We start from the raw sequence: 24,366 nt of genomic DNA, 5'->3' as shown, positions 1-24,366 counted from the left end.
GCGCCGCGCCTTTCATCGTCTAACTCTTGAGCTGCGCCAGGGCATCAGAAGCCGCCCGGCGGTCGTCAGCAGCCAGCTGGAGCCCATGCCGAGCAGGCCAATGATCAGCATGCCGACGATGATGTCGGCATAATTCTGCAGCGTGTAAGCCTCCCAGGTGTAATAGCCGATCCCGAACTGACCGGAGATCATCTCCGCGGTGACGAGACAGAACCACGACGTCCCCATACCGATCGCAAGCCCGGTGACGATGCTCGGCGCGGCGTCCGGCAACACCACTTCCGTGAGAATCGCAAAACCGCCTGCACCGAGGCTCCGGGCGGAGGCGACCAGCCGGCGGTCGACATTCGCAACACCATGGACCGTGTTCAGCACGATCGGAAACAGGGCACCGATGAAGGTAATGTAGATCATCGACAGTTCGGACGACGGGAACATCAGGATCGAGAGCGGTATCCACGCCACCGCCGGTATCGGCCGCAGCAATTCGAGCGGCGGCAGCAACAGGTCGCTCGCGGCGCGCGACCGGCCAATCGCAAAACCCAGGATCACGCCGATCACCACCGCCGCACCGTAGCCCGCTAACACGCGCCAGAGACTATTGGAGATATGCGCTGTCAGTTTTGGCGACCGAAACAAGGCGACGGCGGATTGAACGACCTCGACCGGCGGCGGCACGTTGCGGAAGGTGACGATCCCCAGATTGAGGTGGGTCGTCGAAGCGACCTGCCACAGGGCGATGCAGGCAAGGATCGACAGGCCGCGGATCACCCATCGGATGCCAGCAGGCCGCGCCTGGATTACGATGGCCATCGCTTCACCGGCTCGCAATGAGCGACTCACGCGCCGCCGTGAAGTCGAGCACCGCGCCGCCATGCTGCTTCGACCAGCGTTCGGCCGCGTCCTTGAGCAGGAACGCGCTCAGCTCGCCGCTGGACGATCGCACGAACCAGGCCTGGTGTGCGAACAGCTTGATGCCGCTCTCACGATCCTGAGCGTAGACGACGCGGACGGTCTTGCCGTCCTTCTCAAGGCCGGCGAGCGCCTTGAGTGCGTTCTCGGGCGACGCGTAATGGCGCACATGAGCCTCATCCCTGACCCAGATCTGCGCAGCGCGGGTGATGTCGCCGATCTCGGCGCCCGTCGCCGCGTCCTTGGCCCGAAGCGGAAGCTGCGCATAGTTCTTCAGCTCGGAGTCGTAATCCCGCCCCGCTTGAGCGGCCGCCACGCGGATGAACTTGTCCGTGACGAACTGGTCAATATCGAGATCGCTATCCGCCCGCTTGAGCAGCTTCAGCGTCTTGATCGAGGTTGCGACTGCCTGGCGGTATTCCGGCTTCCAGGTCACGTCGCGGGTCTGAAGACCGAGCGGGCCGTGGAAGAGATAGTCGACCTCGGCGTCAATGCCGGTCACCTTCGCGATCAGCTCACTGTACTTTTCTGGTTCCTCCGCGATCAGGCGATCCGCCTCGAGCGCAGCGCGTAAATAGGCGACGACGATCTCCGGGTATTTTTCGGCATAGTCGGCGTCGACCAGTCCGCCGTGGAACGTCGGCGCGTTTGCCTGCGCGCCGTCAAAAATCTTGCGCGCAAAACCGCGCCACGGAAACAGTTCGGCGAACGGGACGAAATCGGCATGCGCCTCGATCTTGCCGGTCTGCAAGGCCGGCCCTGCAACTTCGGGCGCCTGCGTGATGATGTTGACATCGGTCTCGGGATTCCAGCCCTTGGCCTCGATGGCGCGGAGCAACATGCCGTGCGAGGTCGAGGCAAAGGGTACGGAGATGGTCTTGCCTTTGAGCTCGTCGAGCGACTGCACCGGCGAATTTAACGGCACCACGATTCCGTTGCCGCTGCCCTTGGTGCTGCCGGACAGCACGCTGATGAAGAGGCTGCGGCGCCCCGCCTTCTGGAACGCAACGCCGTTCAGCGATCCTGGAAAATCCGCCATCGCGCCGAAATCAAGCTTGCCTGCGACCATCTCGTTGGTGAGCGGCGCGCCGCTGGTAAAGTTCTTCCACTGGATGTCGTAGGCCACATCCTTGTACTTGCCGTCACGGGGTAGGAATTTCTCCAGCAGCTTCAGCTCGCGAATGAGCAGCCCGCCGGTCGCGCAGTTGATGGTCGTATCCTGCGTGCCGACCGCCACCCGGATCGTCTCGGCCTGCGACGGACCCAACATGGCGACGGTGATGGCCATGACGGCTGCACTCATTCTCACAGAGCTCAAATCGATCATCAAACTGTCCTCGGAGGCCGGCCCATGCCGGCGGCGACGCGAGCTGGGACTATCGAAGGCGTGGCGCCAGGGTTGAAGCAATTACTTGCATCGCTGTCGCAGACCGCTCACGTCGTGATTTCGTCATGCAGCGGCGCAAAGGATTTTCTCAAGACAAAGCCATCGGCAGAGGAAACGTTTCGCGGTCGATCGTCGCGCGTATCAAGCTTTGCTAAGTGATTTGGAACGATCGCAAAGAGATGGACATCGCACCACCGCCGCTCTTACCTGTTCGCAAGACCTCTGAGACCTAAACGGATTGCGATGACCATACTCAAGGAAGCTGCCGCGATCGAGCCTGCCGCTTTCACCGACCAGCCTCACCCAGGCGTTCAGTTCGACTGGACCGACCGCGAGAAGACGCATGCCGTCCGCGGCACACGTGCGAAGACGGCGAGTTCGGCGCTGTTCATGAGCGAGACAATCGACGGATTGAATGCTGGTGCGCATTTCCTCGGCCGTTTGTCGCCGCTCGAGCAATCGCGCGTTCACGCGGCCGGCCGCACGATCACGGTGCCCCAGGGCGGGATGGTATTCAGCCAGGGCGACGGCCACGACGGCATCTTCATCATCCGCGGCGGTCAGGTGCGGGTCTACTATACAGCGCCGTCGGGGCGCGAAATCACACTCGCCTACTGGACGCCTGGACATTTCATCGGCGGTCCGGAGATTTCTGGCGGCGGCATTCACATGTGGTCCGGCATTGCGATCGAGGCCTGTGAGATCACGGCACTCTCCGGCCCTGCGCTCGAGAAGTTGTTGACCGACATGCCGAGCTTCGCGCTGGCGCTGATCGACGGCCTGATTGCCAAGGGCAAGTGCTACTCCTCGATGGCGCAGATCCTCGGCACGCGCTCGGTGATCGAACGGCTGGCGCAGTTCCTGCTCACTTTGTCGGAGCTTCATGGCGTTGCCGATGGCGACAGCATCGTCATCAACCGCAAGATCACCCATGACCAGATCGCGGCCATGGTCGGCTCGACCCGGCAATGGGTCACGATGATGCTGAAGCGCTTCCAGAACCGCCGCATCATCGCCATCGACGGCAGCAGCATCCGGATCAAGCGGATCGATCTGCTGGAGCAGATTTTGTTCAGGGATTAGAGGGCTGCCCCCTCACCGCGCCTCTTCGAATCCCGCCAATACCGAAGTCAGATTGGCGCCCAGAATATCCGAGAGATAGCCGCCCTCCTGCACGAACACGGTCGGCAGGCCCATCTTCGCGATGGCCTGGCCGATGCGGCGGAAGCCGGGCGTGGTGACGGCCAATCCCTTCAGTGGATCGTGCTCGGAGGCGTCGAGGCCAAGCGCGATGACGAGGGCGCCGGGCGCAAAGGATTCGATCGCCTTGCGCGCGACGTCCATGGCCTGGATGTAACCGTCGTCGCCGGTGCCGATCGCCAGGGGGATATTGAGGTTGGTACCGAGGCCGGGACCTTCACCGCGCTCATGGGCGTAGCCCCACACGTAAGGATAATACGCGACGGGATCGGCATGGATCGAGACCGTGTAGACATCGGGCCGCGCGTAGAAGATGCCTTGCGTGCCGTTGCCGTGATGGACGTCGACGTCGAGGATCACGACACGCTCGTGCCTCTGCCGCAGATGCGCCGCCGCGACCGCGCTGTTGTTGAGGAAGCAGAAGCCGCCGGCCATGTCGCGATAGGCGTGATGGCCGGGCGGACGGCAGAGAGCATAGGTCGCATCCTCGCCGTCCAGCACCATCTGTGCCGCGGTGACCGCGACGTCGGTGGCTGCGCAGGCCGCAGCCCATGTGCCCGCCCCGATTGGCGCCGCGGTGTCGGCGGTGTGCCAGCCGAGCCGGCCTATGATGTGAGTGGGATAAGTCGCGGCATGGCGCACCGGATGGATGTTGCCGATCATCTCCGGACCGGAATCGCCGAGCGCGGTCCAGGCCTCCCAGGCTTCGCTCAGGAACGACAGATATTCCGGGCTGTGAATGCGCGCGCGGGGCCCCTGCCCGAATGTGGTCGGTTCGACCAGCTGGTGCTTGCCGTCCTTCAGCCCCTTGAGCAGGCGGTCGGCACGTTCAGGCTGCTCGGTGGTGCGCTTGACGACACCGCGGACCAGGAAGAATTGCGGATCGTGGCTGCGATGCAGTTCGGTATGGACGGCTTTCACTCAGACACTCCGTGGTCGCTTTGATGGTGCCACAGTGGTCTAAATCCCTGCGGCGGCCAGACGCAAGCAAGAAGAATGCCGCCCCCGTCGCACCGCCCTGCGCCGGAAGCAGATCGCCTCTGATGCTCAGCAGCGCCCGCGCTGAAGACAGTGCTCGCGGCCCTGCTGGTCGGTGCGGAAGGACTCGACGAAGCCGCCCTGACGCTGGGTGACGAAGACGGTCTTCCCGTCGCTGCCGCCGAAGGCGAGGTTGGTCGGCTCCTTGGCCCTCAACGCGATCTCCCGCTCGACCGCGCCGTTGGCCTTCATCAACGTGATCGTGCCCTTGAGAATACGCGCGACATAGAGGCGGCCGGCCATGTCGGTGCGCAAACCATCGACGGTGTCGGGCTGAAACGCCTTGACGAGTTTTGCGCCTGTCAGCTCGTTGCCGCTGATGGTGTAGGACCAGATTTGGCCGTTGCTGGATTCGCCGACATAGAGCGTCTTGCCATCAGGGCTGAGATCGATGCCGTTGGTGGTGCCCATCGCGCGCGGCGCCGACATGACCTGTCCCTGCACCGTTCCGTCGGCAGCTTTCGCAATACGCCAGATGTGACCTTCCCTGCCCTTCCAGTTCGGATCGCTCGCATAGATCGTGCCGTCGCGGGCGATCGTGATGTCGTTGGGCTGGTTCATCTCGTCGGAATGAAACCAGATCGCGGGGTTGGTTGATCCCTTCGGGATCGCGAAGATGTTGTGCTTCTTGTAGTCGGCGATGAACATGGTGCCGTCGCGCGCGAAGCGGATGGCGTTGCCGACGCTGCCCTCGGGCAGCACCGTGAACGGCTCCGACGTCGCCCCGCCCGCGGGCAGCTTGCCGATGGTGCCGGGCTTGCCAAAATTGACGACGAAGAGATTGCCGTCGAGGTCGGCGGCCGGCCCTTCGATGCCGAAGGTGTATTCGCCCGGTGGCGTCACTTGCACGCTTTCGAACAGCTTTGTTTCCGCCCGGGCCGGTGCCGTCGCAAGGACGAGAACAACGCTACTGCACAGGCACCAGAAATTCCTGCCGGATGTAATAGCCATCGTCGTCGCTGCACTCGCCATTCAGATAGGGATCGGCCGGCCGAAAGAAGCGGCTGAAGCCGGGTTTGTCTACAACGTTCCTTTGTGTCACGACGACGACCTTGGCGGCCGGTATTTCGCCGCATTCCTTGTTCGTTTTCCCAAAGAACTTGCGCTGCGGCGGGCCGGACTTGATCCGCATCCGGGTGCCCGGAACCATTTTCGCCACCAGCAGATCCGCCGTGTCGCGCAGGCCCGCATAGCCGGGCTCGGTCTTCGGCAATTTTTCCCCGCCCGGGGGCATCAGCTTCTCCGCGCCTAACCCACGAAGCCGCGTGCGCAGCTTGCCGGAATCGGGATCACCCGGATAGATCCAGCCGTCCTGCGACAGCATGAAGCGAAGCACCGTCGCGTCCTTCTGTGCGTCCGATTGGCCGGGCTTCAGCCCGAAATCCGAGTGACAGCCAACGCAGTGCTTCTCGACGAGGCCCTTGCGCAACGTCGTGAGGCGGACACCGTTCTGCGCGTCCCCGGCAACGAAGTTCGCGAGTTGATCGATCAGCGCCTGGCTGCGCATATCGCAGGGCAGCGGCGGCGTCGCATCACCCGCGGCACGGTCGATCCGGATCACGGTCTGGTTCGTGTTCTCGACCAGCCAGATTGCGCCGTCTTCAGCGACCGTCATGCCGACCGGGGCGCCCTGCGGCCGCGCGCCATTGACGCGGTGCCAGCCGGCGATCAGTTCCTCGAACGGCGCGGCGGCGACGTCGCCGGCCTCGGTCTGAAAGCTGTGGGTCGGATCGGCCGCACAGCTGACGTGGTAACGCACCGGCGCCGGGGCGGGCTTCGGGAAGCCGTGGTCGTCAACATCGTAGACGAGGACACGGCTGCCGGTCGGACGATAGCCATGCAGGCCGACCAGCAGCTTGCCCTCGAGCTCCGGAAATTTCGCGCCGTGATAATAGAGCATCGCGAGCGGCGCGCCGTGCGGCGGCAGCAGCGAGAACGGCGCCTTGTAGAGAGCGTTGGCGGTGCACAGCGATCTGTAGACCCCCGACTGCAATACGATCCTGAACTCGGGGCTCGGCGTCGACAAATCGTAGCAATAGGGCCAGCCATAGTGCCGGCCCTGCTCGATCGCGTTGATCTCCTCGTTCGGCTTGAAGACGTCAGGCAGGTCGCGGCCGTTCTCGGCTTGCAGGAAGGCATAGCCGGCATCGGGAAAGTTCGGGTGCAGTGCCAGCGCCATCGAGTTGCGCAGGCCACGCGCATAGACGCTGTGCGGCGGGTCGGTATCGCCAGGCTTCAACGCCGGGAAGACGCCGCCCGGGGGCGGCGTGAACAGCCAGATCGATGCCATCGCGGAAGCACCCTCGGCCGCTGCGCAAGGCTTTGTGATCGGCGCCAGCGTGATGCAGTCGTCGCTGTGCGAGCCGACATTGACGAACAACCGGCCGTTCCTGTCGAACACAAACTGCTTGAACGGATGCGCGCTCTCGTCGAGCCTGGTGCCGTCGGGCAATGTGATCCGGCGACCCGGCATGTGACGGATGACGGTCTCGACCGTGTCGCGCGGATTGTCCGCGAGCGGATCGAACCGGAAGATCGTCTCGGCGGTCGAGGCATAGAGCTTCTTGTCCGGGCCGATCACGAGGCCGAACGGATACTCAACACCGGTCAGCAATTCCCTGAACCGCTGGCCTTGGGGTGCATGCGGGTCGAGCAGCAGCAGCCGGCCATCGGTGTGGCCCCAGCCCGCCATGTCGGCGACCACGAACAGGTCACGGCCCGGTACCTGGATAATCGAGCGCGGGAATTTCAGCCGATCCTCCTCGCTGGCGACGAGACCGGCGCAAAATCCCGCCTTCATGTCGATCTGGATTTTTGGAAAAGCGAGATCGGCGCTGCCGCAGGTCTCCGGACCGATCGCATAGCCGCTCATGCGGACCGGTTCTGATGAGCCTACCGAGGCGAGGGTCAGGAGGACCACCAAGGCGGCCGCGCATGCGCGCAGGCTTCGGCGTTGACGCCAGAATGTGAGGTAGTTCACGGCGCCTCCCGGACTTTCCGTCCAAAGTTGTTCCATGCCGCGGCAACGCCGTCCAGTTGATCAACACCCCCTTGTGATCAAACCCGCAGGGGTTTTCGTCCCGACCAATCTCCGTAGTTTCCCTTACCGGGCTCGGCCCGAATGTTTCGCGAATGCTTCGGGTGGTATTGCTTTGCCGTCCCAATCGCTTTCCGAGGAGGCGTGTATGGTTCAGATGTATTTCCATTGTTCCAATGCCGAAGGCACGCTGGTCGATCGGTACGGCACCCCCGTCGCCAATCTGAACGAGGCCCGCGACCGTGCCGCTCAGATCATGCGCTCGATGATCCTGACGCCCGGCACTGAGGACTGGCGTGACTGGGTGATCCATATCAGCGGCGACGACGGCGAGGAGATCTTCGACCTCCCCTTCACTGCCATGCTCGGCAAGCCGCACTGAGGTGATGCCATGTTGCTCCCGTCATTGAGCCTGCTCCGCCAGCCCCTGAACTTCGTCGCCGCCAAATGGCAGACGTTGATCCGGGTCGCGGGCAATCCCTACCGCCCCGAGCTTCACTACATGCGCGGGCCCGGCCCGAAATGGCACGCCAAGTATCAGGCCAGCCGGCTGGATCGCGCCCGCTGAGCGCTGCGGCTTCTGCTCCCCACTGACCGGTCTCTCAATTGGTCATGCCCGGGCATAGCCGTCCGAAGGACGGCGTCGCTTCCGCTCGCCTATGCCCCGGCCATTCGCGTCTTGGCGTCTCCCCCGCCTGCTTCACACCAGCCATGTCGCGCCTCCCTTTCGATGTTCTCGTTGGGGGTGATGTGTCATTGTCCACGCACTCCGCCAGTTGCGGAGCTCAGCGCAACGAAGCCCAGACAATTCAAGCCAAGACACACAGACATCATCATGCCGCACCAGTTCAGCCGCGCCCAAACCGTCCGCAAGCCCGCCGTCACATCCAAAGGCGGCATCGTCGCCTCGCAATCCCGGCGGGCGGCCGAAGTGGGGGCACAAGTGCTGGCTGCCGGCGGAGATTGCGTGGACGCGATCGTCGCGACCACCTTCGCGCTCAACGTGCTGGAGCCCTGGAACAGCGGCATGGGCGGCGGCGGCGCGATGGTGCTCTACCGCGCCGCGGAAAATCGCTATGAGGTGATCGACTACGGCATGTGCGCGCCGCAAAGCCTGCGCACCGCCGACTATCCGCTCAGCGGCGAAGGCGCGGCCTCCGATCTGTTCCCTTGGCAGCGGGTGAAGGACGACCGCAACATCCATGGTCCCGGCGCGATTGCCGTGCCCGGCGTCGTCGCCGGCATGGAGGAGGCGCATCGCCGCCACGCCACCCTGCCGTGGAAAGATCTGGTCGCGCCGGCAGCGGCCCTCGCCGGCGAAGGCCTGCTGGTCGATTGGTGGACCACGCTGATGATCACGGCATCGGCGGCGGACCTTCGACGCTATCCCGCGAGCGCGGCAACATTTCTGAAGGACGGCCTGCCACCGAGCGCGCCGTGGGGCATCAAGTCCGAGACGCGACTGCCGCTGGACACGCTGAAGGCGACGTTATCGCATCTCGCAGCCGCCGGTCCGCGCGATTTCTACGAGGGCGGCCTGGCCAAAAGCATCGCTTCCGACATCAAGGCCGACGGTGGCTCACTGTCGGTAGAGGACCTCGCCGCGTTCCGGGCCCATCTGCGCGAGCCGCTGGCGATTCCCTATCGCGGCGGCAAGGTGTTTGCGACGCCCGAGCTCACGGCCGGACCGACGATGGCTCATGCGCTGCGCCTGTTGCAACAGAATTTGGAGCCGGCGAGCGCGCCGGATGCGGCCGCCTATGCCGAATATGCCGTGGCCCTGCAATCGGCCTATCGCGAGCGGCTCAAGGACATGGGCGATGCCGACGGCAAGCGCTCGCTCGGCGCGGAATATCTGGCACCCGCCTGCACCACTCATTTCTCCGTGGTCGACCGCCACGGCAACATGGCGGCGGTGACGCAGACGCTGCTGTCATCCTTCGGCTCGAAATACGTGACGCCGCACAGTGGCATCGCCATGAACAACGGCATCATGTGGTTCGACCCGACGCCGGGCACCACCAACTCGCTCGTATCAGGCAAGCGCTGCCTCACCAACTACACGCCCGTCATCGCCGAGACCAAAGACGGCAAGCGGCTCGCGGTCGGCGCTTCCGGCGGTCGCCGCATTCTGCCCTCGGTGATGCAGCTCGTGTCCTTTGCGATGGATTTTGGCATGGACCTCGATACCGCCATCCATCAGCCGCGCATCGACGCCAGCGAAGGCGCGATCGTGATCGGCGATATCAGACTGCCGGCGGACATACGCGAGACGCTCGCGGCGCGCTTCGACTACGAAGAAGCGCGGCTGCAGTCATTGCCGCAAAAATTCGCCTGCCCGAGCGTGGTAATGCGCGACGGCGACACGAATTTTGGCGCGGTCGAGATTTTCCAGCCCTGGGCCGATGCAGTGGCGGAAGGCTGAGCTTAGATCCCCAGCCGGTCGCGCACCCGGCCCGCGATTACCGCGGTCGTCACGCCCACAGGCCAGAACGCGTGCATCGGAATCGGCTTGATGCCGGTGACGGGCATGTCGATCTCGGCCTTGGCGCCGCCGATCAGGCGGCGCGCGAGCTGCGCGCCCATCGCGGTCGAGAGCGCGACGCCGCGACCATTGCAGCCGAGCGAGATCAGGACGTTGGCCGCCGGCTCGTGCACATGCGGGTAATGATCCCCGGTGATGGCGAGCCGGCTGTTCCAGCCGTGGGTCCAGGCCACGCCCTTGAGCTGCGGCCATAACCGCTCGGCGTAGCGCATGAGATAGGCGACGTCGGTGGGCGAGCTGATCCAGCGCATCGGGCCACGGCCGCCCATCAACAGCCGATTCTGCTGATCGATGCGGTAATAGACGGTGATGTGGCCGCTCTCGTAGAGGACGGGACGCGTCGGCATGATCGAACGCGCGACCTCATCCGAAAGCGGAGCGGTGGCGGCGATCGAGGAAAACACCGGCACGATGGTGCGGCGGAGCGCCGGCCAGAGATCGTCGGTGAAACCGTTGGTCGCGAGCAGCACCTTGTCGGCATGCGCCACCGCATGCGGCGTTTCGATACGCCAGCGGCTGCCCTCACGGCGCAGCGACAGCGCCGGTGTCTCACCATGGACCTTCGCGCCAGCCGAGATCGCGGCGCGCGCAAGCCCGCGGGCATAGCTGAGCGGATGCAGATCGCCGCCGCGGGTGTCCAGCATGGCGCCAATGTAGCGATCGGTACCGGTCATCTCGCGCAACTGCTCGCGATTCAGGTACGACACCGGCATGCCCCGGCTGATGCACTGCTGCGCGGTTGTCTCGATTGCAGCGGCGCTGGCCTCGTTATAGGCCGCGCGCAGCGTGCCGTTCTGCCGCGCCTCGCACGGGATCTGGTAACGGCGGATCAAATCGTGGGTGAAATTCGTCGTGCCGTAGGAGAAATCGATCATGCGGCGGCCAAGCTCAACGCCGAAATCGGCCTCGATCTGATCGGGGTCGTGCTTCAGACCGGGATTGGTGTGGCCACCGTTATTGCCGGAGGCGCCCCAGCCCGGCTCCTGCGCCTCCAGCACCAGTGCCTCGAGACCCTGCTCCGCCAGATGCAACGCGGTGGACAGACCGGTGTAGCCACCGCCAATGATGGCGACCGAGACCGTCTTGTCGACGTCGAGCGGCGGCGTGGCAACCGGCGCGACGGCAGTGTCGGCATAGAGCGAGGGCGGCAGAGGCAGGCGCGCATTCATGGCGAAGACCGGTCAGAGCGGATGCAGCACGCGGCGCAAAAAGTCCTGCGTGCGCGGATGCTGGGGTTGATTGAGCAGCACCTTGGCCGGCCCCTGCTCGACGATGACGCCGCCGTCGATGAACAGCACGCGGTCGGCGACGTCGCGGGCAAAGCCCATCTCATGGGTGACGACGACCATGGTCATGCCGTCGTCGGCGAGCTTGCGCATCACGCCGAGAACGTCGCCGACCAATTCAGGATCGAGCGCCGAGGTCGGCTCGTCGAACAGGATGGCCTTGGGCTGCATCGCCAGCGCCCGCGCAATCGCGACGCGTTGCTGCTGGCCGCCGGAGAGCTGCGGGGGATGTTCGTTGGCTTTCTCGGCAAGGCCCACTTGCACCAGCAGGGCACGGCCGCGCTCGAGTGCCTGCGCACGCGGCTCCTTCTTCACATAGAGCGGACCTTCGATGACGTTCTCCAGCACCGTCCGGTGCGGAAACAAATTGAAGCGCTGGAACACCATCGAGACCTGGGTGCGGATTTTCACGATCGACGGCGCGTCGCGGTCGACCTTCAATCCCTCGACGCTGATCTCGCCGCGGTCGTAGCTTTCGAGCCCGTTGATACAGCGCAAGATGGTGGACTTGCCGGAGCCGGACGGACCGACGATGCAGACCACCTCGCCCTTCTGCACCGACGCCGTGATGCCCTTGAGCACCTCGTTCTCGCCAAAACTCTTGTGGACGTCGGTAAGCTCGATCATTTCTTGCCGGCCCGTTTCTCGAAGTGACGGACCAGCAGGATCAGCGGAATACTCATGGTGAGATACATCAACGCAACAAGGGTGAACACGTTGGTGTTCTTGAAGGTCGAGGACGCAATCAGCTTGCCTTGCAGCGCGAGCTCGGCGACCGTGATGGTCGAGGCCTGCGACGAATCCTTCAGCATCATGATCATGACGTTGCCGTAAGGCGGCAGCACGATGCGCACCGCCTGCGGCAGCACCACGCGGCGCATGGTGAGCCACCAGCCCATGCCGATCGACTGCGCCGCCTCGATCTGCCCTTTGTCGATGGCCTCGATGCCGGCGCGGAAATTCTCGGCCTGGTAGGCCGAGTATGCGATGCCGAGCCCGAGAATCGCGGCCTGCAATGCGGATAGCGTGACCCCGAGATCGGGCATCACGAAGTAAAGATAGAACAAGAGCACGATGATCGGAATGCCGCGGATCACATTGATCAGGCTGGCGCTGAGCATCGACAGGACGCGGATGCCGGAGACCCGCATCATCGCCCAAACGAGGCCAAGCACCGTCGAGAGCAGCAGCGAGCCGATGGTGACGACGATCGTCAGCACGACGCCGCTCATCAGAATGGGGAAGAATTCGGCGGCGTCGTGCCAGAAGCCTTTCATCGATCAGCTTTCATCGATTGGCTCTGTCGATCAGCCCTGCGCCTTCAGGCCCCATTTATCGAGGATCTTGTCGATGGTGCCGTTGGCCTTCAGCTTCGCGAGCGAGGCGTTGATCTTGCCGAGCAATGCGGTCTCGCCCTTGCGCACACCGATGCCGACCGAACCGACAGTGACGGGCTTGTAGCCGTCGACGAGACGCACCTCGGGGAAACCGCCCTGCTTGAGATTGTAGGCGAGGATCGGATAGTCGGCGTAGCCGGCCTTGAGGCGGCCGGTGTTCACGTCGCGCAGGATGTCGGGGATAGTATCGTAGGCCTTGACGTCGGCGAACAGGCCGGACTTCTTCAGCGCGTCGACGAAGGCGGTGCCGACCTGGGCTCCGACCGTCTCGCCCTTCAGATCATCCTGCGTGGCGTAGGTCTTGGTGTCGCTCTTCGGCACCACGAGGCCTTCGCCATAAGTGTAGATCGGGTCGGAGAAGTCCACGACTTCCTTGCGCGGCGCCGTGATGAACATCGCGGCAGCAATGATGTCGATCTTGCTCGAAGTCAGCGACGGGATCAGCGTCGAGAATTGCATCGGCTCGATCTGCACGTTGAAGCCGGCATCCTTGCCCACTTCAGTGACGAGATCGACCATGATGCCCTGGATGGTATTGGTCTTGGTGTCGAGGAAGGTGAAAGGAATTCCAGTCGGCGTCGAGCCGACCTTCAGCACTTGCTGCGCCGAAGCCGGCAACATTGCTGCAATCGCGAGTGCCGCGACCGCGGCCAGACCAAAACGCTTCATCGCATTCCCCTTTGGGTCCGGCCGATGGCGGCGCTCGCGCGTGTCATAATCTCAGACGTTGCGGGCCAAGCCGTTTCGGCCTATTTTCACCAATATGAAAATTTGTTCACACTTTTACGAGCGATGCAAGCGGTTTTCATGCACATGAAGGAAGCGGTTTGACGTGAGCGGTGGCAAAAGAATGCGCAGACCGGCCGCCGCAAAGCCGGCAAAGAAGGTGAAGGCCAAAGCCAACACCAAGGCTATCGCCAAAGCGGCCGAGCCGGCGATGGACGTCGCGGTCGGGCGTCGTATTCGCGATCTCAGGCGCATCCGGCAATTCTCGCTCGAGACGATCGCTTCGCGCACGGACCTGTCGATCGGCTTCCTCAGCCAGATCGAGCGCGGCTTGTCGTCGCCGTCGCTGCGCGTGCTGGCGACGCTTTCCGACGTGCTCGGCGTCGGCATCGCCGCGCTGTTCGGCGCGAGCCCGAACGCCGACGGTGCATCCGACCGAATCGTGACGCGCGGGCTTCAGCGGCCCGAACTGAAACTCTGGCGCACCGGCGTGTCGAAGCAATTGCTGAGTCCGGCCAGTGCCGACAACCAGCTCAATCTGTTCCTGGTGCATCTGGAGCCCGGCGGCTCCACTGGTGATGAGCTCTACGCCCATGACGGCGAGGAAGCCGGTCTCGTGCTCGAAGGCGAGATGATGCTGACGGTGGACAGCGAGACGTGGTCGCTGAAGACGGGCGACAGTTTTAGATTCGCCAGCCGCCGGCCACACCGGTTTTCAAATCCGGCTGAAGATGCGAAGGCCGTAGTGCTGTGGGTGAATTGCGTGACGGGGGCGGGGTAGTTTCTTTTCGCTCCGCGAGCACGATCTCAGTCCCGTCATCCTGAGGTGCGAGCAAAGCGAGCCTCGAAGGATGCACGGCCCCGATAGAGCCGGGCCGTCGCCTTTCGAGGGCCGCTGAAGAAGCGGCCACCTCAGGGTGACGGTGATGGATGGAATACGCGGAGCCTCCAAGCCGTCATTGCGAGCGAAGCGAAGCAAATCCAGACTCTCACCGCGGAGACACTCTGGATTGCTTCGTCGCTTCGCTCCTCGCAATGACGAGAGGAAAGAGCTCTAGCCGAACCGATACTTGTATCGGTCCACCGCCAGCGCACTGACATCGACGTCCGGCTTCTTGCCCGACAGCATGTCCGCGAGCACGCGGCCGGAGCCGCAGGACATGGTCCAGCCGAGCGTGCCGTGGCCCGTGTTGAGATGGAGGTTGGCGTATTGCGTTGCCCCGATCACAGGCGGGCCGTCCGGTGTCATCGGCCGCAGACCGCTCCAGAACGTCGCCTTGGAGAGATCGCCGGCGCGCGGGAACAGATCGGTCAGCGAGTGATCGAGCGTGGCGCGCCGCGCATCATAGAGCTGGCTCGAGAAGCCGGAGATTTCGGCGGTGCCACCGACGCGGATGCGATTTCCCAAACGGGTGATGGCCACTTTGTAGCTCTCGTCCATCACGGTGGATTCCGGTGCGCCGGAGGCGTCCTTGATCGGCACCGTGATCGAATAGCCCTTCACCGGATAGACCGGCAGCGAAATGCCGAGCGGCGCGACCAGCCGCGACGACCAGCTTCCGAGCGCGAGGACGTAGCTATCTGCCTGCAACATTCCGGCGCTGGTCGCGACACCGCTGACGCGCACGCCGTCGGTGACGATACGATCGATGCCGGTGTTGAACATGAAGCGCACGCCGAGCGCTTCGGCATGCTTGGCCAGCGCCTGCGCGAACATGTGGCAGTCGCCGGTCTCGTCCTGCGGCAAGCGAAGGCCACCGGCGAACTTCTCCTTCACGCTCGCCAGAGCCGGCTCGACCGCGACGCAGCCCTCGCGGCTCAGCACCTCGTAAGGCACGCCATATTGCTTGAGCACGGCGATGTCCTCGCCAGTGCCGTCGAGCTGAGCCTGATAGCGGAACAGCTGCAGCGTGCCCTGCGAGCGCTCGTCATACTGGATGCCGATGTCGCGGCGCAGGTCGCGCAGGCAATCGCGGCTGTACTCCGCGATCGGGATCATCCGGCTCTTGTTGATCGCGTAGCGCTCGCTGGTGCAGTTGCGCAGCATTTTGAGCAGCCAGACCCACATCACGGGATCGAGCTTCGGCCGGATCACCAGCGGGCCGTGCTTCATCAGCAGCCATTTGACTGCCTTCACCGGTACGCCGGGGCCGGCCCAGGGCGACGAATAGCCGGGCGACACTTCGCCGGCGTTGGCAAAGGAGGTCTCGAGCGCCGGCTCGGGCTGACGGTCGACGACCGTCACCTCATGACCGGCACGCGCGAGGTAGTAGGCAGAGGTGACACCGATGACACCGCTGCCGAGGATCAAAACTTTCACGCTTCGTCAAACTCCCGCGGCATTACGCTCGCCGCTGCAAGAGGACACTCCGCAACGGCGAGAGCAATTATCAGGCCACCCGCTTGATGGCGTCGCCAAGGATCGAGACGATATCGTCGATGTGGCTCTTCTCGACGATCAGCGGCGGCGACAGCGCAAAGGAGTCGCCGCTCATGCGGAAGTACAGCCCGCGATTGAAGCAGTCGACCATGACATCGTAGCCACGCGCACCGACGGTGCCGTCACGCGACGACAGCTCGACCGCGCCCATCAGGCCGCAATTGCGGATGTCGACGACGTTGGGCAGGCCCTTCAGCGAATGCAGCGCATCGCGCCAGTATTCGGCGATCGACGCGCCGCGCGTGAGCAGGCCTTCGTCCTTGTAGATGTCGAGCGTGGCGATGCCCGCGGCGCAGGCAACCGGATGGGCCGAATAGGTGTAGCCGTGGAACAGCTCCATCGCGTTCTCCGGGCCGACCATCAGGCCGTCATGCACCTTGCGGCTTGCGAACACCGCGCCGCAGGGAACGGTGCCGTTGGTGATGCCCTTGGCCGTCGTCATCATATCAGGCGTGACGCCGAAGAAGTTGGCTGCGAACGGTGTGCCGAGGCGACCGAACCCAGTGATGACCTCGTCGAAGATCAGGAGGATGCCGTGCTTGTCGCAGATCTCGCGCAGGCGCTGGAGATAGCCCTTCGGCGGCGGCAGCACCGCGGTCGAACCCGGCACCGGCTCGACGATGACGGCGGCGATGGTCTCGGCGCCGTGCAAGGCCACCAGACGCTCGAGATCGTCGGCGAGCTCGGCGCCGTGCTCCGGCTGGTCCTTGGCGAAAGCGTTGCGGGTGAGATCGTGGGTGTGGCGGATGTGGTCGACGCCCGGCAGCAGAGTGGCGAAGGCGCGGCGGTTGGCGACCATGCCGCCGACCGAGGTGCCGCCGAAGCCGACGCCGTGATAGCCACGCTCACGTCCGATCAGGCGGGTGCGGCTCGCCTGACCGTTAGCCCGGTGATAGGCGAGCGCGATCTTCAGCGCGGTGTCGACCGACTCGGAGCCGGAATTGGTGAAGAAGATGCGGTCGAGGCCCTTGGGCGCGATCTCGGCGAGGCGTTCGGCGAAATCGAACGCCAGCGGGTGGCCCATCTGGAACGACGGCGCGAAGTCCAGCGTCATCAGCTGCCGCTCGACCGCGGCGGCGATCTGCTTGCGGCCATGGCCGGCATTGACGCACCAGAGGCCGGCGGAAGCGTCGATCACCTTGCGGCCGTCGACGGTGGTGTAGTGCATGCCCTCGGCCGAGGAAAACAGGCGCGGCGCCTTCTTGAACTGCCGGTTGGCCGTGAACGGCATCCAGAACGAGTCGGTCTTGATGGTGTTCGGAATCTGATGAAGGGTCACGGGGCCACGCTCCTTTGCTGACATGCTACCAGAGCCACGGCTTTGAATGCGCAACAAGTCCTTTTCTGTGGGCTTGCAACCCATTGATTTTACTAGGGCTACTGGTCCATATTTGCGCGATCCGCAACACCTGCAACACGGGACCAGGGCAAGGACCAGGACATGAGCGTCGATATCGGTGGACGGCTGCGATTTATCCGGGCGCGCCAGAAGCTGTCGCAGCGCGAGCTCGCCAAGCGTGCGGGCGTCACCAATTCGACGATCTCGCTGATCGAGTCCAACCAGATGAACCCGTCGGTCGGCGCGCTCAAGCGCATCCTCGACGGCATTCCGATGGGGCTCGCCGAATTCTTTGCGCTGGAGCCGGAGAGCCGGCGCAAGATTTTCTATCGCTCGGAAGAGCTGACCGAGGTCGGCAAGAAGCCGATCTCTTATCGCCAGATCGGCGACAATCTGTTCGGCCGCAGCCTTCAGATCCTGAAGGAGCGCTACGAGCCTGGCGGCGACACCGGGCGCGTCCATCTCGTCCATGACGGCGAGGAAGGCGGCATCGTGATCTCCGGAAAGCTCGAAGTCACCGTCGAGGACGAGCGGCGCATCCTCAACCCCGGCGATGCCTATTATTTCGAGAGCCGTCGTCCGCATCGTTTTCGCTGCGTCGGCGGCAAACCGTGCGAAGTGATCTCGGCCTGCACACCGCCGACGTTTTGAGGCGGCGGCAGGCCGAAGGCCTTCAAAGCTGCGTCAACAGATCCTCGATCCGGATCGGGAAACGACGCACACGCACGCCGGTCGCATGCCAGACCGCGTTGGCGACCGCGCCTGCGCTGCCCGTGATGCCGATTTCGCCGACGCCCTTGATGCCGAGCGCGTTCACATGCGGATCGTGCTCCTCGACCATGACCACGTCGAGCGGCGGCACGTCGGCATTCACCGGGATGTGGTACTCGCCGAGATTGGCATTCATGATCCGGCCGCTGCGGCGGTCGGTGATGGCCTCCTCGTGCAGCGCGAACGACATGCCCCAGATCATGCCGCCGAACAGCTGGCTCTGTACCATGCGCGGATTGACGATACGCCCCGCGGCGAAGGCGCCGACCATGCGGGTGACGCGGACCTGGCCGAGTTCGGGATCGACCTTTACCTCCGCGAACACGGCGCCATGGGCGTGCATCGCATACTCCTCCATCGCCGCCGGATTCGGCGCGCCGGTGCCGCGCGCCTCGACCTCGGCAACGCCGGCGCGCGCGAGAATCTCGGAATAGCCCTCGCCGCGGCTTTCGTCGTCGCGTCGGATCAGCCTGCCATCGCGCGCGATCACGCCGGCATTGCCGGCACCGAACAGCGGCGAGCGCTCATCGTTGGTGGCGAGATCGGCGAGCTTTGCGATCACGGCCGCGCCCGCGCTATGGATTGCGGCACCTGCGGTCGCCGTATGCGCGGAGCCACCGGCAATGCCGGCATCGGGCAGATCGGATGAACCCGCCTTGAACTCGACGCGGTCGATATCAAGCCCGAGTTCGTCGGCCGCGATTTGCGCAAGCGCCGTCCAGGCCCCCTGCCCCATATCATGCGCGCCGATTTCCATGGCACCGGAGCCGTCGCGGCGAAGCAGCGCACGTGCCTCGGCCTGGAACATCAGCGCCGGGAACGTCGCGGTGCCCATGCCCCAGCCGACCAGAAGGCCATCGTCGTCGCGCATCTGCCGCGGCTGAAGCGGTCGCTTCGCCCAGCCGAACCGCGCCGCGCCCTGCTCGTAACAGGCGCGCAGCGCCTTGGACGAGAACGGCTTGCCGGTGATCGGCTCGACCTCGGCATAATTCTTCAGGCGGAAGGCGAGCGGATCGATGCCGCAGGCCCAAGCCATCTCGTCGATCGCGCTCTCCAGCGCGATCGATCCGGTCGCCTCGCCGGGCGCGCGCATGAATAGCGGCGTGCCGGTGTTGACGCGCACGGCGTCGTGCGAGGTGCGGATTGCAGGCGCGGCATAGAGCGTGTGCGAGGCATCCGCTGCGGGCTCGTAAAAGTCGTCGAACGTGCTCGACACGGTCCTCGCATGGTGATCGAGCGCGGTCAGGCGCCCCTCGCCGTCGGCGCCGATGCGCAGCCGCTGCCGCGTCGGCGCGCGATGACCGACCGGGCCGTACATCTGCTCGCGGCGCAGCACCAGCTTGACCGGTTTGCCGACGAGCTTTGCCGCCATGATGCCGAGGACCGGAGGACCAGCCATGAGCCCCTTCGAGCCGAAGCCGCCGCCGAGGAACGGGCTGCGGATGTGGATCTTGTCGTGCGCGATGCCGAACAACTCGGCAACACGCGCAAGGGACAGCATGAGACCCTGGGTCGGCATGTCGATCTGCAGACTGTCGCCATTCCAGCTTGCCACGATCGCATGCGGCTCCATCGCGTTGTGATATTGCGGCGGCGTCTCGTAAATCGCGTCGATCTGCTTCTCGGCCGCGGCAAGGCCGGCCTCGACATCGCCGCGGTGATTTTCGGTCGGATTGCCGACGCCGACGACCGGCGGCACGAAGCTGTCGCCTGCATCGAGACCGACGAGCGCGGGCAGCGTCTCATAGCGCGGCGCCAGCAACGCCGCGCCTTCCGTGGCCGCTTCCAGCGTCTCGGCGATCACGACGGCGATGGGCTGGTTGGCGTAGCGGACCTCATTGCTCTGCAACACCTCCATCCGGAATACGAATGGATTGGTCTTGATCTCAGGGTCGATCGCGAGCTCAGGCTTGTGGTCTGATGTCATGACATCGACGACGCCGGGATGGCGCTTGGCAGCGGCGACATCGAGCGAGGTCACACGGCCGCGCGAGATGCTGGCGACGGCCATCACCGCAAACAGCATGCCGGACGGATGATTGTCTGCGGCGTAGGTGGCTTGCCCCTCGACCTTGAGGATCCCTTCGCGGCGGGTCAGAGGCCGGCCGATATTCGAGCCGTGGCGCAGATGAGCAGGCGCGCTGGTGAGATTTAGCTCAGGCATGAATGGCTCCGGACGTCGACGCAAAAGGAGAGGCCGGCAGCGCGGGGATACGCGCGGGCGTACCGGCGGCGGCGAGGGTCAGCGCGCGCACGACGATGCGGCGCGCGAGCTCGATCTTGAAGGCGTTGTCGCCCGACGGCTTTGCGTCGGCGAGCGCGCGCCATGCGGCCTCCTGGAAAGCGTCGGCTGTTGGCGCGACGTTCCTGAGCACGTCCTCCGCGGCTCGGGCGCGCCAGGGCTTTGCGGCGACGCCGCCGAGCGCAAGCCGCGCTTCCACGATCTTGCCGTTCTCGATCTGCAACGCAGCCGCAGCGGAGACGACGGCGAAGGCGTAGGAGGTTCTATCGCGAACCTTGAGATAGCGTGCATGCGCGGCAAAGCCGCGTGCCGCGGGCGGCAAACGCACCGCGATGATGAGGTCGCCGGGCTCGAGTGCGGATTCACGCTGGGGCGTATCACCCGGCAGGCGGTGCAGTTCGTCGAGCGCGATCTCGCGCCGCCTGTTCCTGCCCTCGATCTCGACGACGGCATCAAGCGCGACCAGCGGTACGCAAAAGTCGGACGGATGCGTGGCGATGCAGTTTTCGCTCCAGCCAAGCACGGCGTGGGTGCGATTCTCGCCATCGCGCGCGTCGCAGCCGCTGCCGGCCTCGCGCTTATTGCAACGGCTGGCCGTGTCGTAAAAATAAGCGCAGCGCGTCCGTTGCAGGAGATTGCCGCCGACGGTCGCCGCATTGCGCAGTTGCGCTGACGCGCCGGAGAGCAGCGCTTCGGCGACGGCCGGATAGGACCTTGCAAAGTCCGCGTCATGCGCAAGATCCGCATTGCCCACCAATGCGCCGATACGCACACCACCGTCGGCGAGGCGCTCGATCTGATCGAGCCCTTCAAGATGCGTAACGTCGACCAGACGATCCGGACGGCTGACGCCGCCCTTCATCAGATCGAGCAGATTGGTGCCGGCAGCGAGGTAGGTCGCACCCGGCTGCGCAGCGGCAGCGACGGCCTCGGCGACCGTGACAGGCCTGACATAATCAAATTGCTTCATGCGGAGCGCCTCTGATTGGATTCATCCATGCCGGCCTGGGCGTCGAGCACGGCATCGACGATGCCGGCATAGGCGCCGCAGCGGCACAGATTGCCGCTCATGCATTCACGGATGCGCTCGGGATCGTTGCCGGCCTGCGCCTCGCTCATCATGCCGATGGCGCTCATGATCTGGCCGGGCGTGCAGAATCCGCACTGAAAACCGTCATGGGCGATGAAGGCAGTCTGCACGGGATGAAGCTGGTCGCCGCGCGCGACGCCTTCGATGGTGAGGATGTCGGCGCCGTCATGGCTGATGGCGAGCGCGAGGCAGGAGTTGATGCGCTTGCCGTCGACGAGAATGGTGCAGGCGCCGCATTGGCCGCGGTCGCATCCCTTCTTGGTTCCGGTCAGATGCAGGCGCTCACGCAGAAGATCGAGCAGCGTGACGCGCGGATCGTCCAGGACGAATTCGCGCCGCGCACCGTTCACGGTGAGGCTGATGGAGTGGTTCATACAAGGCTCCGATCAGAGATGGACATGAGTGATCGCGCGGCGCGCCACCGCCGTGGCCGCCGTCGATACGCGCCGCCCGAACATTATCCGAGCCAACGTCTTCCGCGAAGATACGGAGGAAGCCTCCGCTTAACAAGGGCCGGCAGGAAATATTTGGAATTCGTCAAAAGCCCGTGCGCATCAACGCGATGCAGCTAGCCAAGGGTTCAATCTAACCAATTCGTGATCTACATTGCGTGGATGGACGAGCACACCGCCCAGACCCGGAAGCCCCGCGCCGATGCCCTGCGCAATCGCGAGCGCGTGCTCGAGGCGGCGAAAGCCGTGTTCAATGCGGGCGGCCCCGAGGCGAGCCTGGAGGCCATCGCAAAACGCGCCGGCGTCGGCATCGGCACGCTCTATCGCCATTTCCCGACGCGCGAGGATTTGTTCGAGGCGGTGTACCGGCGCGAGGTCGAACACCTCAGCGAGCTTGCCGAGCAGTTGAAGAATGCGAAGGACCCGGTCGATGCGCTGCGGCGCTGGCTGCGCTCCAACGTCGAATTCGTTGCCACGAAAAAGGGCATGTCGGCCGCGCTGGCGCTGACGTTCCAGAGTTCGTCGGATCTGGCTGCCTTCTCGATGGACCGTCTGACCAAGGCAATCGGCTCGCTGCTCGACCGCGCGGTCGCGGCGGGCCAGATGCGCAGCGACGTCAGTCCGGAGGACCTGCTGCGGGCCCTCGTCGGCATGTGCTACATGCACGACCAGCCCGGCTGGCAATCCTCGGTGCTGCGGATGCTCGACGTGTTCGTCGACGGCTTGCGCGTGCAGCCGGTCGCGATAGCCAAGGCGCCCGCCGCCAAAGCGGCGAAGCCGGTCGCGAAACGGAAGCGATAGCTGCGCAGATGTGCTAGGATCGGCGCCGCCGGATATCAACGCGGAGCCTGTCATGCGCATCGCCGCCTTGCTCGTCTGTCTCATTGTCGTCTTCAGCTCTGTCTCGGCACGCGCCGACGATGTCGCAACGGCGCAGGGGGTGATTCGCGCCCAGGAGCAGGCGTTCGGCCGCGGCGATGCGGCAGCCGCCTATTCCTACGCCGCACCGGCGGTCAGGGAGTTATTCCCCGCGCCCGATATCTTCATGTCCATGGTGCAAAACGGCTACGCGCCGGTTTACCGGCACAAGAGTTTTGAATTCGGTGACAGCAAGAGCGAAGGCAATTCGATTTCCCAGCGCGTTCACATCGTCGATGCCGATGGGGAAGCCTGGGAGGCGCTCTACACGCTCGAACAGCAGGGCGACGGCAGCTACAAGATCACCGGCTGCTCGCTGCTGAAGGCAGGGCGAGAGGTTTAGGTTGCGAAACCCGGTCTCGCCCTGACCGCGTTCATTCGCGACCGGATCAGGAGCGTCAGAACGATGCCGATATTGAGCGCGTTCCACGCCACGCCGTTCGCGAACGCTGCGGCGTAGGAGCCGGTGGCATCGAAGATCATCCCGGACACCCAGCCGCCGAAGGACATGCCGAACACCGAGGCGAAGATCACGATGCCGACGCGCGTTGCGGCCTGGCTCGCCGGCATCGCCTCGCGCACGATGATGGCGTAGCTCGGTACGATGCCGCCCTGGAACAGGCCGAACATCGCGGAGATCAGGTAGAGAGAGGCGAGGCTGTCGAAGAACAAATAGAACACCAGCGCAAAGCCTTGCGCCAATGCCCCGATCAGCAACGTGGGGATGCCGCCGATCTTGTCGGCAAGGAAGCCCGAGCCGATCCGGCTGACGATGCCGCAGGCCATCATCAACGACAGCATCTCGGCGCCGCGTGCCACGCCGTAGCCGAGATCGCCGCAATAGGCGACGATATGCACCTGCGGCATCGCCATCGCCACGCAGCAGGAGATGCTGGCGATCGAGAGCAGCACCGTCAGCGTGTTGGTCGAAAGCTTGAGATCGACCCGCGGCGGCGGAGCATTGGCATGATTGCGCACCTTGTCGTCGCCCATCTGCGTGCGCAGGACCAGCACCAGGATGGTCATCAAGCTCACGCAGATGAGGCCGATGCCGATATGCGTGTAGCGCCAGCCGATCGTCTGCATGCCCCAATTCACCATCGGCGGCCACATCGTGCCGGCGACGTAATTGCCGCTCGCAACGATGGTCACGGCAAGGCCGCGATAGCGCTCGAACCAGTGCGAGGCCTCAGCCATCAGCGGCGCGAAGGTTGCGGAGGTGCCGAGTCCGATCAGGAAATACGCCGCCACGAACTGCCAGAGCTGGGTCGACAGACCCGCGAGCACATTGGCGACGCCGAGGAAAGCGATGCTGATCGCCATCGCCCACACGATGCCGAAGCGATCCGTGATCTTGCCGGCGATCACGCCCCCAAGCCCGAAGCCGAACATCATGAGGGTGAACGCCAGCGACACCGCGCCGCGCGTGGCGGCGAATTCGGTCTGCACCGCGGGAATCATGACCACGATGGCCCACATGCCGACGCCGCCGATCGAGCCGATCAGCAACGCAATGACGAGGCGCACCCAAGCCTGACGCGAATCAGGCGTGAACGAGGCCGGTATCTGTCCTGGATGATTTGGCG

Annotated in this window: 23 protein-coding genes; 8 read left to right on the top strand and 15 right to left on the bottom strand. The window is 64.5% G+C overall.

Annotated features, from left to right (window positions below):
- Positions 1 to 12: 12 nt before the first annotated feature.
- Together ABIB06_RS00655 and ABIB06_RS00650 are read right to left on the bottom strand one after the other, a co-directional pair.
- Complete coding sequence (locus ABIB06_RS00655) at positions 13 to 813, bottom strand: ABC transporter permease (RefSeq protein WP_354047516.1); 801 nt, start codon at positions 811 to 813, stop codon at positions 13 to 15.
- Positions 814 to 817: 4 nt separating this feature from the next.
- Entirely contained in the window at positions 818 to 2,215 is a 1,398-nt protein-coding gene (locus tag ABIB06_RS00650; RefSeq protein WP_354047517.1) for an ABC transporter substrate-binding protein, read from the bottom strand.
- A gap of 327 nt (positions 2,216 to 2,542) precedes the next feature.
- Here ABIB06_RS00650 and ABIB06_RS00645 point away from each other — a divergent pair, with 327 nt between their 5' ends.
- Positions 2,543 to 3,382, top strand: a complete 840-nt coding sequence (locus ABIB06_RS00645) for a Crp/Fnr family transcriptional regulator (protein WP_354047519.1) — start codon at positions 2,543 to 2,545, stop codon at positions 3,380 to 3,382.
- Positions 3,383 to 3,394: 12 nt separating this feature from the next.
- Here the strand turns inward: ABIB06_RS00645 and ABIB06_RS00640 are convergent, their stop codons facing one another.
- The 3 genes from ABIB06_RS00640 to ABIB06_RS00630 form a co-directional block, all read right to left on the bottom strand.
- Positions 3,395 to 4,420 carry a histone deacetylase family protein gene (locus ABIB06_RS00640; protein ID WP_354047520.1) on the bottom strand — a complete coding sequence of 342 codons (1,026 nt, stop codon included), beginning with the start codon at positions 4,418 to 4,420 and terminating at the stop codon, positions 3,395 to 3,397.
- Between the two features lie 126 nt (positions 4,421 to 4,546).
- Positions 4,547 to 5,488 (bottom strand): SMP-30/gluconolactonase/LRE family protein, encoded by a 942-nt coding sequence (locus tag ABIB06_RS00635; protein WP_354068816.1) that lies wholly within the window; start codon positions 5,486 to 5,488, stop codon positions 4,547 to 4,549.
- On the bottom strand, positions 5,445 to 7,517 hold the full coding sequence (locus tag ABIB06_RS00630; protein WP_354068818.1) for a PQQ-dependent sugar dehydrogenase: 2,073 nt from the start codon (positions 7,515 to 7,517) through the stop codon (positions 5,445 to 5,447). Before ABIB06_RS00630 ends, ABIB06_RS00635 begins: the two co-directional genes overlap by 44 nt.
- 205 nt (positions 7,518 to 7,722) lie before the next feature.
- On the opposite strand from ABIB06_RS00630, the gene ABIB06_RS00625 reads away from it, so the two are divergent.
- From ABIB06_RS00625 to ABIB06_RS00615, 3 genes are all read left to right on the top strand, one after another.
- Positions 7,723 to 7,956 carry a DUF6894 family protein gene (locus ABIB06_RS00625; protein ID WP_247348940.1) on the top strand — a complete coding sequence of 78 codons (234 nt, stop codon included), beginning with the start codon at positions 7,723 to 7,725 and terminating at the stop codon, positions 7,954 to 7,956.
- A gap of 9 nt (positions 7,957 to 7,965) precedes the next feature.
- Positions 7,966 to 8,142 (top strand): hypothetical protein, encoded by a 177-nt coding sequence (locus ABIB06_RS00620; protein ID WP_354047521.1) that lies wholly within the window; start codon positions 7,966 to 7,968, stop codon positions 8,140 to 8,142.
- A gap of 267 nt (positions 8,143 to 8,409) precedes the next feature.
- The gene (locus tag ABIB06_RS00615) at positions 8,410 to 9,999 is read left to right on the top strand and encodes a gamma-glutamyltransferase (RefSeq protein ID WP_354047523.1); all 1,590 of its coding nucleotides are present in this window, start codon (positions 8,410 to 8,412) and stop codon (positions 9,997 to 9,999) included.
- A gap of 2 nt (positions 10,000 to 10,001) precedes the next feature.
- On the opposite strand, the gene ABIB06_RS00610 is transcribed toward ABIB06_RS00615, so the two are convergent.
- From ABIB06_RS00610 to ABIB06_RS00595, 4 genes are read right to left on the bottom strand one after another with little or no spacing between them, the layout of a single operon-like run.
- Entirely contained in the window at positions 10,002 to 11,288 is a 1,287-nt protein-coding gene (locus ABIB06_RS00610) for an NAD(P)/FAD-dependent oxidoreductase (RefSeq protein ID WP_354047525.1), read from the bottom strand.
- 12 nt (positions 11,289 to 11,300) lie between these two features.
- Positions 11,301 to 12,032: an amino acid ABC transporter ATP-binding protein gene (locus ABIB06_RS00605; protein ID WP_354047527.1), complete on the bottom strand. Its 732-nt coding sequence runs from the start codon at positions 12,030 to 12,032 to the stop codon at positions 11,301 to 11,303.
- Entirely contained in the window at positions 12,029 to 12,682 is a 654-nt protein-coding gene (locus ABIB06_RS00600; RefSeq protein ID WP_247348947.1) for an amino acid ABC transporter permease, read from the bottom strand. Before ABIB06_RS00600 ends, ABIB06_RS00605 begins: the two co-directional genes overlap by 4 nt.
- Before the next feature lie 30 nt (positions 12,683 to 12,712).
- Complete coding sequence (locus tag ABIB06_RS00595; protein ID WP_247441150.1) at positions 12,713 to 13,471, bottom strand: ABC transporter substrate-binding protein; 759 nt, start codon at positions 13,469 to 13,471, stop codon at positions 12,713 to 12,715.
- Between the two features lie 181 nt (positions 13,472 to 13,652).
- Here ABIB06_RS00595 and ABIB06_RS00590 point away from each other — a divergent pair, with 181 nt between their 5' ends.
- A complete protein-coding gene (locus tag ABIB06_RS00590) occupies positions 13,653 to 14,309 on the top strand; it encodes a helix-turn-helix domain-containing protein (protein ID WP_354047529.1) in 657 nt (218 codons plus the stop codon).
- Between the two features lie 273 nt (positions 14,310 to 14,582).
- On the opposite strand, the gene ABIB06_RS00585 is transcribed toward ABIB06_RS00590, so the two are convergent.
- Both ABIB06_RS00585 and aptA read right to left on the bottom strand, forming a co-directional pair.
- Entirely contained in the window at positions 14,583 to 15,848 is a 1,266-nt protein-coding gene (locus ABIB06_RS00585; protein WP_354047531.1) for a D-amino acid dehydrogenase, read from the bottom strand.
- Positions 15,849 to 15,918: 70 nt separating this feature from the next.
- A complete protein-coding gene (gene aptA, locus ABIB06_RS00580; RefSeq protein WP_354125550.1) occupies positions 15,919 to 17,271 on the bottom strand; it encodes an omega-aminotransferase AptA in 1,353 nt (450 codons plus the stop codon).
- Between the two features lie 138 nt (positions 17,272 to 17,409).
- Between aptA and ABIB06_RS00575 the strand changes: the two genes are divergently transcribed.
- A complete protein-coding gene (locus ABIB06_RS00575) occupies positions 17,410 to 17,958 on the top strand; it encodes a cupin domain-containing protein (protein ID WP_247348952.1) in 549 nt (182 codons plus the stop codon).
- A gap of 22 nt (positions 17,959 to 17,980) precedes the next feature.
- Here the strand turns inward: ABIB06_RS00575 and ABIB06_RS00570 are convergent, their stop codons facing one another.
- Genes ABIB06_RS00570 through ABIB06_RS00560 form a run of 3 tightly spaced genes read right to left on the bottom strand, consistent with a single transcriptional unit; the run spans position 17,981 to position 21,784 of the window.
- Positions 17,981 to 20,242, bottom strand: coding sequence for a xanthine dehydrogenase family protein molybdopterin-binding subunit (locus ABIB06_RS00570; protein WP_354047534.1), 2,262 nt, complete (start codon positions 20,240 to 20,242; stop codon positions 17,981 to 17,983).
- On the bottom strand, positions 20,235 to 21,290 hold the full coding sequence (locus ABIB06_RS00565) for an FAD binding domain-containing protein (protein ID WP_354047536.1): 1,056 nt from the start codon (positions 21,288 to 21,290) through the stop codon (positions 20,235 to 20,237). Before ABIB06_RS00565 ends, ABIB06_RS00570 begins: the two co-directional genes overlap by 8 nt.
- A complete protein-coding gene (locus ABIB06_RS00560) occupies positions 21,287 to 21,784 on the bottom strand; it encodes a (2Fe-2S)-binding protein (RefSeq protein ID WP_354047538.1) in 498 nt (165 codons plus the stop codon). Before ABIB06_RS00560 ends, ABIB06_RS00565 begins: the two co-directional genes overlap by 4 nt.
- A gap of 240 nt (positions 21,785 to 22,024) precedes the next feature.
- Between ABIB06_RS00560 and ABIB06_RS00555 the strand changes: the two genes are divergently transcribed.
- Together ABIB06_RS00555 and ABIB06_RS00550 are read left to right on the top strand one after the other, a co-directional pair.
- On the top strand, positions 22,025 to 22,663 hold the full coding sequence (locus tag ABIB06_RS00555) for a TetR/AcrR family transcriptional regulator (protein WP_354047708.1): 639 nt from the start codon (positions 22,025 to 22,027) through the stop codon (positions 22,661 to 22,663).
- A 52-nt stretch (positions 22,664 to 22,715) separates the two neighbouring features.
- On the top strand, positions 22,716 to 23,123 hold the full coding sequence (locus ABIB06_RS00550; RefSeq protein WP_354047540.1) for a DUF4864 domain-containing protein: 408 nt from the start codon (positions 22,716 to 22,718) through the stop codon (positions 23,121 to 23,123).
- Here ABIB06_RS00550 and ABIB06_RS00545 read toward each other — a convergent pair.
- A complete protein-coding gene (locus ABIB06_RS00545; RefSeq protein ID WP_354047710.1) occupies positions 23,120 to 24,346 on the bottom strand; it encodes an MFS transporter in 1,227 nt (408 codons plus the stop codon). The genes ABIB06_RS00550 and ABIB06_RS00545 overlap by 4 nt on opposite strands.
- Positions 24,347 to 24,366 lie beyond the last annotated feature (20 nt).

It is taken from the genome of Bradyrhizobium sp. LB8.2 (assembly GCF_040548035.1).
Taxonomy (GTDB): Bacteria; Pseudomonadota; Alphaproteobacteria; order Rhizobiales; family Xanthobacteraceae; genus Bradyrhizobium.
This window is presented reverse-complemented; position numbering and strand designations above follow the sequence as displayed.